Genomic DNA, 13872 nt, shown 5'->3' with positions numbered 1-13872 from the left:
AGTGTTTACATTGGCTATACCGGCTATTCCCGCATATGCGCTGCCGACAGCGTCAGATATGCCTGAAAATAAAGTATCGTGGACTCTGAACCCGAACCGCGCGGTGCTTTTAATCCATGACATGCAGAATTATTTCGTCGATGCGTTTACGAAAGGGGAGGCTCCGATCACGGAGGCGGCTCAGAATATCAAAAAAATAAAAGAGCAATGCAAAGCGCTCGGAATTCCGGTGGTGTACACCGCGCAGCCTGGCAGCCAAGACCTGGCGGACCGTGCGCTGCTGACGGATTTTTGGGGGCCGGGACTCAAAAGCGGGCCTTATGAGGAAAAGATCATTCCGGAACTTGCCCCTGATGATCAGGACATTGTCCTCACAAAGTGGAGATACAGCGCGTTTAAACGGACGAATCTCCTTGACATCATGCGTGAAAGCGGCAGGGACCAGCTCATGATTACGGGAATTTATGCACACATCGGCTGCCTCGTCACAGCCTGTGAAGCATTTATGGATGATATCCAAAGCTTCTTTATCGGAGACGCCGTTGCTGATTTTTCTTCAGAAAAACATAAGATGGCCATCGAATATGCGTCCCAGCGCTGTGCTTACACGGCTTTGACAAACGAAGTGCTGGAGCTCTTGGCAGGCTCTGCTGACGGAGAAGAGAAGACTTCAGCCGCATTGACAAAAGAACGGATGAGGGAGCAAATTGCGGCGATTCTTCAAGAATCACCGTCTGATATTCTGGATCAGGAAGACCTGCTGGATAGAGGCCTTGACTCTGTCAGAATCATGAGCCTTGTCGAACAATGGCGCCGTGACGGAGCTGAAGTGACGTTTGTGGAACTGGCGGAGAATCCGACGCTGGAAGAGTGGTGGAGACTGCTTTCTTCCCGATCTCAAAAAGTCTTGCCGAACGCAGATTATTTATAAGGGAGAGAATAGAATGCATGAAACACAACAGCTGCCTCTGACAGGCGCACAGGCCGGTATCTGGTTTGCGCAGCAGCTTGATCCTGATAATCCGATTTACAATACAGGCGAGTACGTTGAGATTAACGGCACAATTGATGTGAACATATTTAAAACGGCTGTTGAGCGCGTGCTGACGGAAGCCGCGTCATTACACGCCCGCTTCACAGAAGGAACTGACGGGCCGAGACAGATCATCAATCCTTCTTGTGAGGTGGCAATCGATGTCATGGATGTGAGCGCAGAACCTGATCCGATGCAGGCCGCTCTCAGAATCATGCAGTCGGATTTGGCTGAGCCCGTTGATATGGCGGCTGGGCCTTTGTTCCGCGACATTTTATTCGAAGCCGGGCCGGAACGCTTTTTCTGGTATCAGCGCATTCACCACATTGCGATAGACGGCTACGGTTTTTCACTGCTGGCACGGCGTACGGCGCAATTATACACCGCGATACGGGAGGGACGTCCGGATAACGGGCGCTCCTTCGGTTCTTTGGAGGAGCTGGTAAAAGAAGATCAAGAGTACCGAGCGTCTGATCAATTTCTGAAAGATCGGGAATTTTGGATGGAGAAATTTGCGGATGAACCTGATGTCGTCAGCTTGGCAGAAAGAGCGCCGAGAACGTCAACAAGTTTTCGGAGGAGCACGGCTTATCTTTCTGAAACGGTTTTACAGCATGTAAAAGCGATTCCAAACTGGCACGAGGCCGTAACGGCCGCAGTGGCGATATACGTCCACCGGATGACAAACGCCGGGGATATCGTGCTCGGTTTACCGATGATGGGACGAATTGGTTCGATTTCACTGAATATTCCGAGTATGACGATGAATCTTCTGCCTTTACGGCTTTCTCTCCGCCCGGATATGAATGTTCACGAGACCGTCAGCCAAGTGGCAAAAGAAATCCGAAGCATCCGGCGCCATCAGAAATACCGCCATGAAGACCTGCGCCGTGACCTTAAATTGTTAGGAGAAAACCGCAGGCTGTTCGGCCCGCAAGTCAATGTGATGCCGTTTGATTATGCGCTTGATTTCGCCGGAGTGCCGGGCACCGTCCATAACTTATCAGCGGGGCCCGTTGATGATTTGTCAATTAACGTTTACGACAGAGCGGACGGCCGCGGATTGCGTGTGGACTTTGATGCGAATCCGGAAGTCTACAGTGCCGAAGATATCGAAAACCATCAAAAACGCTTCTTGCTGCTGCTGGAGTCGGCTCTGAAAGACCAGACGCAAAAAATCGGCAGACTCAATCTTCTGCTTGAAAACGAACGTCTCCGCGTGCTGGAAAGCTGGAATGACACGCGCAAGGCCGAAAAGCAGAAAAGTCTCCCGGAGCTGTTTCATGATCAGGCTGCAAAAACACCTGACAGCCCGGCAATCATCACGGAAAACGGAGAGCTCAGCTATGCCGAATTGAACAGGCGCGCGAACCAGCTTGCCCGCATGTTAAAGAAAAAAGGGCTCGGGCCGGAACAATTTGCCGCCTTATTGCTTCCTCGGTCACAGGAACTGGTTGTGAGCATGCTGGCCGTTTTGAAAACAGGAGCCGCGTACCTGCCGCTTGATCCTGATTTTCCTTCTGAGCGGATCACATACATGCTCAAAGATGCACAGCCCGCCTGTCTGATTACAACGATGGAATTATCGGGCCGTATGCCGGAGGAAAGCGATGCACAAACGATTATTCTTGATCACCCGGATACGGTAAAAACCGTTGCCGGTCAAAATGCTGACTGTCCTGCTCACATGGAATATTCACCTATGCACCCTGCTTATATCATTTATACCTCAGGCTCAACGGGCAGACCGAAAGGCGTTGTCGTCACATTAAAAAGCGTAAGCAATTTCCTCCTATCCATGTGGGAAATGTTCCCGCTCGGCGCACAAGACCGCCTGCTTGCCGTTACGACTGCTGCGTTTGATATTTCCGGACTTGAGCTCTTCCTTCCGCTTATCAGCGGGGCGGGCTGCGTCATTGCCCGTAAAGAGACGATTCAGGAACCGCAGGCGCTTGCACACATGATTCACTCATACGGTATTTCAATCATGCAGGCAACGCCGACACTGTGGCATTCATTGGTCACAAATGAACCGGATTCACTCCGGGCGCTGCAGGTGCTTGTCGGAGGTGAAGCGCTTCCGAATGCGCTTATGCATGCTCTGCTTGAATTGGACTGTACGGTGACGAATCTGTACGGGCCGACTGAAACAACAATCTGGTCGGCAGCACAGCCGCTTGCAAAAGGCCATAAAGGGGCGCCTCCGATTGGAACGCCGATTTGGAACACGCGGGTATACGTGCTGGACGCCGCATTGCAGCTCGTCCCGCCGGGGGTTGCGGGCGAGCTTTATATCGCGGGCGAAGGACTTGCCAGAGGATATTATAACCGGCCTGATTTAACAGCCGAGAGGTTCATTGCCGATCCGTACGGGTCAGCAGGTGCGAGGATGTACAGGACGGGAGATCTTGTGCGCTGGCGTAAGGACGGCTCTCTTGATTATATCAGCAGAGCCGATCATCAAATTAAAATTCGCGGCTTCCGGATAGAATTAGGAGAAATTGAGACGGTGCTGTCGAACTATCCGGGTATTTTGCAGGCCGCTGTCATTGTCCGTGAAGATCAGCCGGGAGACAAGCGGCTGGCGGCTTATGCTGTCGCGGATCATCCCCTTGATATCGGCGGGCTCCGTGCATTTATGGGCGAAAGCCTGCCGGATTATATGGTGCCGGGCGCGTTTGTACAGCTGGAAGAATTGCCGCTGACACCGAATAAGAAGCTCGATCGCAGCGCTCTGCCTGCGCCGGATTTTTCCGCCGTTCTGTCTGACAGAGGGCCGCGGACGCCGCAGGAAGAAATATTATGCGATCTGTTTGCCGAGGTTCTCGGCCTCGCTCGGGTCGGAATTGATGACGGATTCTTTGAACTGGGCGGACATTCACTCTTAGCCGGACGCCTGATGAGCCGGATTCGGGAGACGATGGGCGCAGAGCTCGGCATTGGCCGCCTGTTTGATACACCGACCGTTACCGGGCTCGCCGCGCAGCTTGACACCGCAAAGAGTGCGCGCCCTAAGCTCAAGCCTTTTGACCGGCCGGAGCACATCCCGCTGTCATTTGCGCAGCTGCGTTTGTGGTTCCTTTACTGCCTTGAAGGTCCGAGCCCGACTTACAACATTCCGGTGATTGTCCGCATGTCAGGAAACCTTAACCAGTCAGCGCTGAAACACGCTTTTTACGATGTTGTCAGCCGTCATGAAAGCCTGCGCACCGTTTTTCCGGAAAATAAGGGATCATCTCATCAGCTCATTTTACCCGCTGAAGAAGCCCGGCCTGCGTTTACAGTGACACATGCAGACAAAAGTGAGCTTCAAGACATGATTGCCGCTGCAGCACGCTACCGGTTTGATTTGGCAAAAGAGCCGGCCGTCCGGGCTGAGCTGTTTGATCTTGGTGACGGTGAGTATACGCTGATGGTTCTCCTGCATCACATCGCAGGTGACGGCTGGTCCTTGAATCCGCTCATGCGTGACTTATCCGCAGCCTATACCGCCCGTCAAACAGGCGAAAAAGCAGAATGGACACCCCTGCCGATTCAATACGCGGATTATGCGCTCTGGCAGCAGCAGCTTTTAGGCAGTGTGTCTGATTCTGAGAGCTTAATAGCACGGCAGCTTGATTTTTGGAAGAAAACGCTTGAACATGTGCCGGATCAGCTGGAGCTGCCGTCTGATTTTCCGCGTCCCGCCGAATCAAGCTACAGAGGCGGCGTCATTCCGGTCAAAATCGGTCAGGAGCTTCACAGCCGTCTCCTCTCGCTAGCCAGAAATCAGCGCGTCAGTCTGTTTATGGTGCTTCAATCAGGGCTTTCGGCGCTGCTGACCCGGCTCGGGGCAGGAACCGATATTCCGATCGGCAGTCCGATAGCCGGCCGCAGTGATGACGCATTGGGCGATCTTGTGGGCATGTTCATCAATACACTGGTACTGAGAACCGATACCTCAGGCGATCCAAGCTTTAGTGAGCTTCTTGAGAGGGTGCGGGAGATGAATCTCGCGGCATATGAAAATCAGGACGTGCCGTTTGAACGTCTCGTGGAAGAATTGAATCCGGTTCGTTCCCGCTCAAGACATCCGCTGTTCCAAGTGATGCTCGCATTCCAAAATACGCCTGATCCTGTGCTCAGCCTTCCGGAAATGGAAACAAGCCTGCAAATCAGCAGCGTCGGAGCGTCCAAGTTTGATTTGACACTTGAATTGGCTGAACGGCGCCATGACGACGGCACGCCTGCCGGTATTGAAGGCCTGCTGGAATTCAGCACGGACTTATTTAAAAAAGAAACGGCTGAGGCACTTGCGGGACGTCTGCTTCTTCTGCTCGAAGATGCTGCGGCGGACCCGGATAAGCCGATCGGAAGCTTAACCATTCTTTCCGATGAAGAGCGCCGAAAGCTGTTGCCGGTTAAACGGACTGCACAGCACATTCAGCCTCAGCAGACACTGCCTGAACTGTTTGAAATACAGGCCGCTGAAAAACCTGATGAAACGGCAGCAGTATTTGAAGAGCGCCGACTCACTTACAAAGAGCTGAATCAAAGGGCTAATCAGCTTGCGCATATGATGATTGCCCGCGGCGTCGGCCCGGAGCAGTTTGTCGCGCTGGCTCTGCCTCGCTCTTTAGATATGATTGTCGGGCTGTTAGCCGTCCTGAAGACGGGAGCCGCGTATTTGCCGCTTGATCCTGATTATCCGGCGGACCGCATCGCTTTTATGTTACATGATGCCAAGCCCGTATATATGCTCACCAACCGTGAAGGCTCAAGTAAGCTCTCTGTCGGAAGCGGTATGCCCGCCTTCATCTTAGATGACCCGCAGAATAAAAAAATACTTGAGCAATATGCCGTCACGAACCCTGCGGATGCCGACCGGCTTTGTCCGCTGTCGCCGCTTCACCCGGCATACGTCATTTACACGTCGGGATCGACCGGTGTGCCGAAAGGCGTCATCATTCCGCACAGCAATGTCATCCGGCTGTTTGAGTCGACGCAGCACTGGTATCACTTCGATTCTGATGATGTATGGACGATGTTTCACTCTTACGCGTTCGATTTTTCTGTCTGGGAAATTTGGGGGCCGTTGCTTCACGGCGGACGTCTCGTCGTCGTGCCGCATGACACCAGCAGATCTCCGGAAGCGTTTCTGCATCTCCTCGTAAAAGAGCGAGTGACCGTGCTTAATCAAACGCCGTCAGCATTTTACCAGCTGATGCATGCGGAAAAAGAAAACAAAGAGCTGGGGCGTCAGCTCGCACTCAGATATATCATCTTCGGCGGCGAGGCGCTTGAGCTGAGCCGGCTTGAGGACTGGTACAGACGCCACCCGGATAATAAACCCGTGCTCGTGAATATGTACGGCATTACGGAAACGACGGTGCACGTCAGTTATCTTGAATTAGATAAAAACATTGCCGAACTGAAGGCAAACAGCCTCATCGGCTGCGGTATTCCTGACCTGAACGTATATGTGCTTGATGATCGGCTGGAGCCTGTGCCTCCGGGCATAACGGGCGAAATGTATGTTGCCGGAGGTGGCGTGGCCCGCGGTTACTTAGGGCGTCAAAGCCTGACCGCGGAACGCTTTGTGGCTGATCCGTACGGCCCGCCGGGAACAAGGATGTACAGGACGGGGGACTTAGCCCGTCTGCGGCCGGACGGTTCGCTTGATTATATGGGCAGGGCGGACCACCAGATTAAAATCCGCGGGTTCCGAATTGAACTGGGCGAAATCGAAGCGGTTCTCGTCAAACATCCGGGTGTCGAGGACGCTGCCGTGGTCGTTCGTGAAGATCTGCCGGGAGATAAACGGCTCGCCGCTTACCTTGTCCTTTCTGATCTCAGTACCTTGGATACGGGGGACATGCGCCGGTTTGCCGGAGAAAGCCTGCCGGATTACATGGTGCCGTCGGCTTTTGTCCAAATGGATGAACTGCCGCTGACCCCGAATGGCAAGCTTGACCGAAAAGCGCTCCCTGCGCCTGACTTCCAAATGGAGGTCTCCGGCCGGGGGCCGAGAACCCCGCAGGAAGAAATACTGTGTGAACTGTTCGCAGAGGTGCTTCACCTCCCGCGTGTCGGTATTGATGACAGGTTCTTTGATTTAGGCGGCCATTCTTTACTTGCGGTTCATTTAATGAGCCGTATTCGGGAAGCGACGGGGGCTGAGCTGAGTATCGGAACATTATTCGAAGCTCCTACTGTGGCAAGCCTTGCTGAAAGGCTTGAGACGGGCACGGGCACAAGCGCGCTTGATGTTCTGCTTCCGCTCAGAACGGCGGGAGAAGAAACACCGCTCTTCTGTGTCCATCCGGCCGGGGGTCTCAGCTGGTGTTATGCCGGGCTGATGTCTTCTTTAGAAGCTGATTATCCGATTTACGGCTTACAGGCGAGAGGCATCGGGAAAAAAGAAGCGCTTCCGCAAAGCTTAGATGACATGGCGGCGGATTATATTGAAAAAATCCGCACCGTGCAGCCGAAAGGGCCGTACCGTCTGCTGGGCTGGTCACTCGGAGGAAATGTCATTCAGGCCATGGCGACACAATTACAGAGCCGGGGCGAAGAGGTTTCCCTCTTGGTGATGCTTGATGCGTACCCGAATCATTTTCTTCCGATAAAAAATGCGCCTGATGATGAGGAAGCCGTCATTGCCCTGCTTGCCCTTGGAGGGTACGACCCGGACAGCCTCGGGGATCAGCCGCTTGATTTTGATACCGCGCTGACCATTCTCCGCCGTGAGGGAAGCGCATTAGCCAGCCTGGATGAGTCAGTGATGATGAATTTGAAAGACACATACGTTAATTCTGTCGGTCTGTTAGGAACATACAAGCCGAAGCCGTTCCATGGAGATGTTCTGTTCTTCAGATCCGCGATTATTCCCGAGTGGTTTGACCCCATTGAACCGGATACTTGGAAACCGTATATTACGGGGAAAATCGAGCGGTATGACTTAGACTGCCGCCATAAAGATATGTGCCAGCCGGGCCCGCTTGCCGAAATCGGCGCGATTCTGGCGGAGAAATTAAACGGACGGCGTACAGTCCGGTAAAGAAAGGAATGAGCTGATATGACAAATCCATTTGAACGGGAAGACGGCTTATATCATGTGCTCGTCAATGCTGAAGGCCAGTACTCGCTGTGGCCGGCCTATCTGGATGTGCCGGACGGGTGGGAAACCCGCCTGACAAATGAAAACCGTTCCGTTTGTCTCGAATATATTGAAACAAACTGGCGTGACATGAGGCCTGAAAGCCTGAAACGGGCTGAACCCGCTAAGATGTAATAAAAAAAAGCCTGCCGTTGATTCGGCAGGCTTTTTATGCGGAAATCAGCTGTTAAGCTGTGTGTGATCACAAAATTTATAAGGGTGGCCTTCTTCATTCGTGCACCATGACTGAGACAGAAAAGCCAAAAAGACCGCGGCCCACTGGTCTGCAAACTGGATTAAAATACCGCCGTCATGCCACGTTCCGTTATCCTTCTTCCAGCGTGTATCAATTGGATTTCCCTGATTCATATGAATATTATGCATGCCGTTTGTCGGTTTGAACCCGAAAATCTTATCAGCGTCCTGCTCCGGCCCGAATTTAGAGCCGTAAATATAGACGGTGGCTTTTTCTGTTTTTGCTTTTTGCATATACGTTTCAATAAAATCATTTAAGTCATTATCCGGACCGGTGACTTCATGCGGGAGCGGCACCATGTTCCGGGGATCAAACAATCCGCCGCGGACGTAATCCAGCGCCAGCTCACGGCTGGTTTCATCAATTGGGGTGTATCCATACGGTATGTTGGGCAGCAGGGTGATCGCGCTTGCGTCAAAATGATCGCGCGCCGCATACAGAACCTCTGATTCTTTTGAACTTGACATGACATTGATCGCACAGCGATAGTGCGTATCAGGCTCGCCTAGCACCTCGACTTGAAAATGCGGAGAATCATCATCTGTTTCCCTTCTCATATCTAACACAGTGCCTTTTAATACACCATAGTGCTGAACAGCCATATGAATCCTCCTTTTTCTTCCGGGATATGAATTGATATTCGAGATCGGAGGCCGTTTTTCCTTTTACGAGAAAGAAAAAAAGGACAGCCTGCTGATCAGGCCGTCCTCTTCATATCTATTAAGCTTTTGCAGCTGAACCTCGCATCGCTTTTTCAGCAGGCACATAGTCATAGCCTAAGTCTTTGGCTACCGCTTCATACGTGACGTGTCCGTTAGCCGTATTCAGGCCGGCTTTAAGCGCCGGGCTGTCTGCAATGGCTTTTGCCGCGCCTTTATTGGCGATTTCAAGCGCGTAAGGAACGGTCACATTCGTTAATGCGAGCGTAGATGTACGCGGTACGGCGCCAGGCATATTGGCGACAGCATAATGAACGACGCCGTGTTTTTCATAAGTCGGATTATCGTGTGTTGTAATATGATCAACGGTTTCCACAATGCCGCCCTGATCGATGGCAACATCAACAATGACGGAACCCGGTTTCATTTGTTTAACCATTTCTTCCGTAACGAGGGTCGGCGCTTTGGCTCCCGGGATGAGCACGGCACAGATCAGAAGATCCGCTTCCGCGACGGAGTCTGCAATATTTACAGGGTTTGAGATCAATGTTTTAATCTGATGCCCGAAAATATCATCAAGCTGACGCAGGCGGTCTGCGTTCAAGTCGATCATCGTCACATCGGCACCGAGTCCGACAGCCATTTTCGCGGCATTTGTTCCGACGCCGCCTCCTCCGATGATCGTGACTTTTCCGCGGGATACACCCGGTACGCCGGCTAATAAAATTCCTTTTCCGCCCTTTGGTTTTTCAAGGAACTGAGCTCCGATTTGAGCGGCCATTCTGCCGGCCACTTCAGACATCGGCGTAAGCAGCGGAAGTGAACGTCCGTCCGTTACCGTTTCGTACGCAATAGCTGTCACGCCTTTTTCTGTAAGCGCTTTAGCTAATTCCGGCTCTGCGGCTAAATGAAGGTAAGTGAATAAGATCAGGCCTTGACGGAAATACGCATACTCCTCAGCCAGCGGTTCTTTTACCTTCATGACCATTTCTGCATCCCAAACTTGCTTTCTGTCCTCCAGAATTTCCGCGCCTGCGGATACATAATCTTCATTTGTAAAGCCGCTTCCGAGTCCTGCTCCGGATTCCACAAGAACCCGATGGCCGTTTCCGATAAGCTGTGAAACGCCTCCAGGTGTTAATGACACTCGATTTTCATTGTTTTTGATTTCCTTTGGAACCCCGATAATCATGTCTGTTTCCCCCAATGTTTGTGTGATGCTTCAAGTGTAGCGCGATTGTTGCGAAAATTCTTTGTTTGAAACAGAAAATAAAAAAACACGGATTTGTGAAATTTCACGAATCCATACTGCGAAGCTTGATATCGAGGTAAATCGTAAACTTTTCATTCACATTTTTTAAGTCGATTTCTGCGATCTGGCTGATTCTTTTCAGCCTGTAATTCAATGTATTGACATGGATGTTAAGCGCTTTAGCGGCGGTGTTGACATTGCTGTCGGCATCGATAAAATGTTCGAGCGTTTTGACCATATCGGCCTGGTGCTCTCTGTCATACTGCTCAAGCTTTGACAGGGAATAGTTCATATAGCCGCTGTGCTTGCGTTTTTCATCCAAAACATCAAGGTACTGATAAATCCCCAGTTCAGAAAAGCTGAAAAGGTGTTTGGTTTCTCTCACAAACCGTTCTTTCGCTTTCAATACGGAGAGCGCTTCCTGATAGGAGCGGTAAACGTAAGAAATCGATTCGTAAATACCGCCGAAAGCAATCGACGCATCCTCAATTTTATATCGTTCTTTCAGCTGTTTTTGAACATAGAGGGCGAACTGCTTTAAATCTTTAAAAGGCTGATCGGATTTCGGCGCGGCTAATAAGATTAATTCATTTGAATCGACAGTCGCCAGCATGACATGAATCTGCTGTGTCGTTTCCTGCAAATATTGCAGCTGCTGTTCCGTCTTTTCAGTCAGCTCATCATGTAAACGGATGATCATGACGCTGAACACGGACGGCAGCGCCATTCCGAGCTTATGAAACCCTTCGGCCATCTCGGCTTCCTGATAAATATGGCCGGTCAGCATTTTCCAAAAAAACTCCTGGCCCCGCTCTTCGATTTTTGTTTTGCGGATCTGCAGGTGCAAAAGCTTGTTCCGCACCGCTTTGGCGGCCAGCTGAAGCGTCTTCAGGTCCTCGTCATTGAGCTTTTTTTTGATCTCAAGCGCCCATATAAATCCGAGAACCTGGCTGTTTTTCCAAATGGAAATCGCCACGCGGTTGCTCAGGCCCACCTCGTCGATTTCTTTCACTTTGATCGGCTGGTCTGTTTTTAAAAGCGCCGGAATGGTTCCGTCTTTCCACAGTTTGTTGATGACTTTTTCAGGCACCCTCCGTCCGATAATCGTCGACGTCCGGGCCGGATCTGTACAATCGCTGTGCGTGCTGTATGCAAGCAGTTTATGATTCACGTCTTCTATTGTAATAGGGCATTGAAGAACTTCACTGATATGGTCGGCAACATCTTCAAGCCTGTCGAAACTGTACTTAAATGGATCTTTTGGATTGGTCATCTGTATCCCTACTTTTTCATAGCTTCATATCTTGATCTTACCATCTTGCTTTTCAGACTGAAAGGCATCTTTGAACGGAAATAAAATAGGAAAATAAGATCATTTGACAAAATCAAAAAGAATAAGAAAATCATACTATTGTATTTACAAAATGTGTAAATTCGACGAAAAATCCAGTATATCATAAGACTCATTTTGTAAAATTAAAACAGATTTGTTTGACTGTGCCGAATTGTTGTTTTTATAATAATGACGTTCAAAAAATAAGTGAATTAGCCCATATTTAGGCTGATGACACAGGAGGGTATAAGGAATATGTCTGGATTAATTCGTGTCACACCCGAAGAGCTAAGAGCGATGGCTAAGCAATATGGCGTTGAAAGTCAGGAAGTCATGAATCAGGTTGACCGCCTGAACCGCATGATTTCTGATTTGAAAGGCATGTGGGACGGTGCTTCAAGTGAAGCATTTGCGGATCAATATGAGCAGCTGAAACCTTCATTTATTAAAATGTCTGAATTGCTGCAAGATGTGAATCATCAGCTCGAACAAACGGCAAATACGCTTGAGTCTACTGACCAAGATATCGCTAACCAAATTCGCGGATAATAAGATGAATGAAGAAACGGAGCGCCTGATTCAATCAAGAAGACGGCGCTCTTTCTATGTAAGGGTGATATGAAAATGTATATCGATATTACAATAGATTTAACACAATATAACGGCAGCGTCTTCGATCTCAGATTGTCAGATTACCATTCTGTGAAAAAAGTCATCGATATTGCCCGGCAGGCTCAGCACGTATCCGTTCCGCCGCGTGAAGGCTATTGGATCAGAGTGGTCAATAAAGAAACGGTTTTTTCCGGGGAACAAAAACTATCTGACTGCGGCATTACGAACGGAGACCGTCTTGAAATTTTATGAGAGGAAATGGTGGAATGACAGATCATAACAGATCTTATTTAGAAACTGAATTAGACGCCGTCCGGGCAGAAACCGAATCAGGCTTCACCTTCACCTTTCAGCGGGAAAAAGTCAAGCTTCTTGACGGGCTGGAAGCAAACGTGATTAAAGATGCTGATCCTTTTTTTCAAAAAGAGGTTTCGGTTTCAGAAGACGAAGTAACCATAACAATCAGACCCCCTTCTTCTTATCAGGCTTTCCGCTATATAAAAGGAAAAGATAAAAAAAGCAGATGGCAATTTGCCTACCGTCTCGTGCAAGCTGTGAAACAGCACAAGCTGAAACGCCTTAATCTGATTGCTGCGCCGGAAAATATCGTATTTGATAAAGCGCTGACGCCTTACTTTCTTCATTACGGCGTAAAGGAGAGTCTCCCGCCTTATGAAGAAGATAGACAAAGGGTGTGGAAAGAGCTCAAAGCCTGTGCGGCGCTTGCAGCTGACGGGGCGTACACCTTCGAAGAATATCTGAAGTATAAGGAGACGCTTCAATTCTCTCCTGAGGTGAAAAGCGTGTTAGAGGCTGAGACGTTTGAAGAACTGGAAGAAACAATTCAAACCACAATTGATTCCCTCGAAGCGAGGGACAAGACATACATAAAACTGCCGAAAAAGAAATGGAAAATCCAAAGATACACCGGTCTGGCGCTTGCAGTTCTCCTTGTGCCGGCGCTTCTGTATTCCTTGTACGTGTTGTTTTTCGCCCAGCCGAAGCAAGAGGCAATCACGGAAAGCAACCGCTATTTTCTCAATCAGCAGTACAGCAAAGTCATTGACACACTCGCTAAATACGATGCGGAAAGTCTCCCTGAATCTGTGCAGTACGAGCTTGCTTCCTCTTATGTGGCGGTTGAAAATCTGAGCGAAGAACAGCGGAAAAACATTGGGAATCTGGTCACGCTGCAATCAGATCCGAAGCACTTCCTTTATTGGATCGATATCGGCAGAGGGGAAAATGAAGAAGCCATCAATATCGGCCGCAATCTTGAGTACAACCCGTATATCTGGCTCGGGCTTACAAAATATAAACAGCAATTATTAGCGGACGACAGTATGAAAGACGATGAAAAGCAGAAAGAACTGGACGCCGTGGAAAGCGAGCTGGCGAAGGCGAAAAAAGAGCAGGAAGAGCAGAACAAAGAAGCGGAGGAAAACCGTGACACCGCCGAAGCTTCCGCCGGCCAGGATGAAGGCGGCAAACAGGACAAAGCGAAGGATAACAAAGAGAACGACAAGAAAGATGAGAAAAAAGATGAAAAAAAATAACAGCACACATCAAATGGCCGTAAGTAACGATCA

9 protein-coding genes are annotated in these 13872 nt (G+C 50.0%); 6 read left to right on the top strand and 3 right to left on the bottom strand.

Features of this window, described 5'->3' with window-relative positions:
• Positions 1-10 precede the first annotated feature (10 nt).
• Genes MHH91_RS15915 through MHH91_RS15905 form a run of 3 tightly spaced genes read left to right on the top strand, consistent with a single transcriptional unit; the run spans position 11 to position 8306 of the window.
• Entirely contained in the window at positions 11-931 is a 921-nt protein-coding gene (locus MHH91_RS15915) for an isochorismatase (protein WP_013353420.1), read from the top strand.
• A 13-nt stretch (positions 932-944) separates the two neighbouring features.
• Complete coding sequence (locus tag MHH91_RS15910; RefSeq protein WP_014472203.1) at positions 945-8072, top strand: amino acid adenylation domain-containing protein; 7128 nt, start codon at positions 945-947, stop codon at positions 8070-8072.
• A gap of 18 nt (positions 8073-8090) precedes the next feature.
• The gene (locus MHH91_RS15905) at positions 8091-8306 is read left to right on the top strand and encodes an MbtH family protein (RefSeq protein ID WP_013353418.1); all 216 of its coding nucleotides are present in this window, start codon (positions 8091-8093) and stop codon (positions 8304-8306) included.
• A gap of 45 nt (positions 8307-8351) precedes the next feature.
• Here the strand turns inward: MHH91_RS15905 and MHH91_RS15900 are convergent, their stop codons facing one another.
• From MHH91_RS15900 to MHH91_RS15890, 3 genes are all read right to left on the bottom strand, one after another.
• Positions 8352-9029 (bottom strand): YukJ family protein, encoded by a 678-nt coding sequence (locus tag MHH91_RS15900; RefSeq protein ID WP_013353417.1) that lies wholly within the window; start codon positions 9027-9029, stop codon positions 8352-8354.
• 118 nt (positions 9030-9147) lie between these two features.
• On the bottom strand, positions 9148-10278 hold the full coding sequence (gene ald, locus MHH91_RS15895; protein ID WP_013353416.1) for an alanine dehydrogenase: 1131 nt from the start codon (positions 10276-10278) through the stop codon (positions 9148-9150).
• A 103-nt stretch (positions 10279-10381) separates the two neighbouring features.
• A complete protein-coding gene (locus MHH91_RS15890; protein ID WP_013353415.1) occupies positions 10382-11611 on the bottom strand; it encodes a PucR family transcriptional regulator in 1230 nt (409 codons plus the stop codon).
• Positions 11612-11926: 315 nt separating this feature from the next.
• Here MHH91_RS15890 and MHH91_RS15885 point away from each other — a divergent pair, with 315 nt between their 5' ends.
• The 3 genes from MHH91_RS15885 (at position 11927) to essB (ending at position 13839) form a co-directional block, all read left to right on the top strand.
• Entirely contained in the window at positions 11927-12220 is a 294-nt protein-coding gene (locus MHH91_RS15885) for a WXG100 family type VII secretion target (RefSeq protein WP_013353414.1), read from the top strand.
• A 75-nt stretch (positions 12221-12295) separates the two neighbouring features.
• A complete protein-coding gene (locus tag MHH91_RS15880; RefSeq protein WP_013353413.1) occupies positions 12296-12535 on the top strand; it encodes an EsaB/YukD family protein in 240 nt (79 codons plus the stop codon).
• Positions 12536-12549: 14 nt separating this feature from the next.
• Positions 12550-13839: a type VII secretion protein EssB gene (gene essB, locus MHH91_RS15875; protein WP_013353412.1), complete on the top strand. Its 1290-nt coding sequence runs from the start codon at positions 12550-12552 to the stop codon at positions 13837-13839.
• Positions 13840-13872: the final 33 nt, after the last annotated feature.

Source organism: Bacillus sp. FSL K6-2819 (genome assembly GCF_038008305.1).
Taxonomy (GTDB): Bacteria; Bacillota; Bacilli; order Bacillales; family Bacillaceae; genus Bacillus; species Bacillus amyloliquefaciens.
Note: the sequence above shows the minus strand (reverse complement) of the source record. Positions and strands in the feature narration are given on the sequence as shown.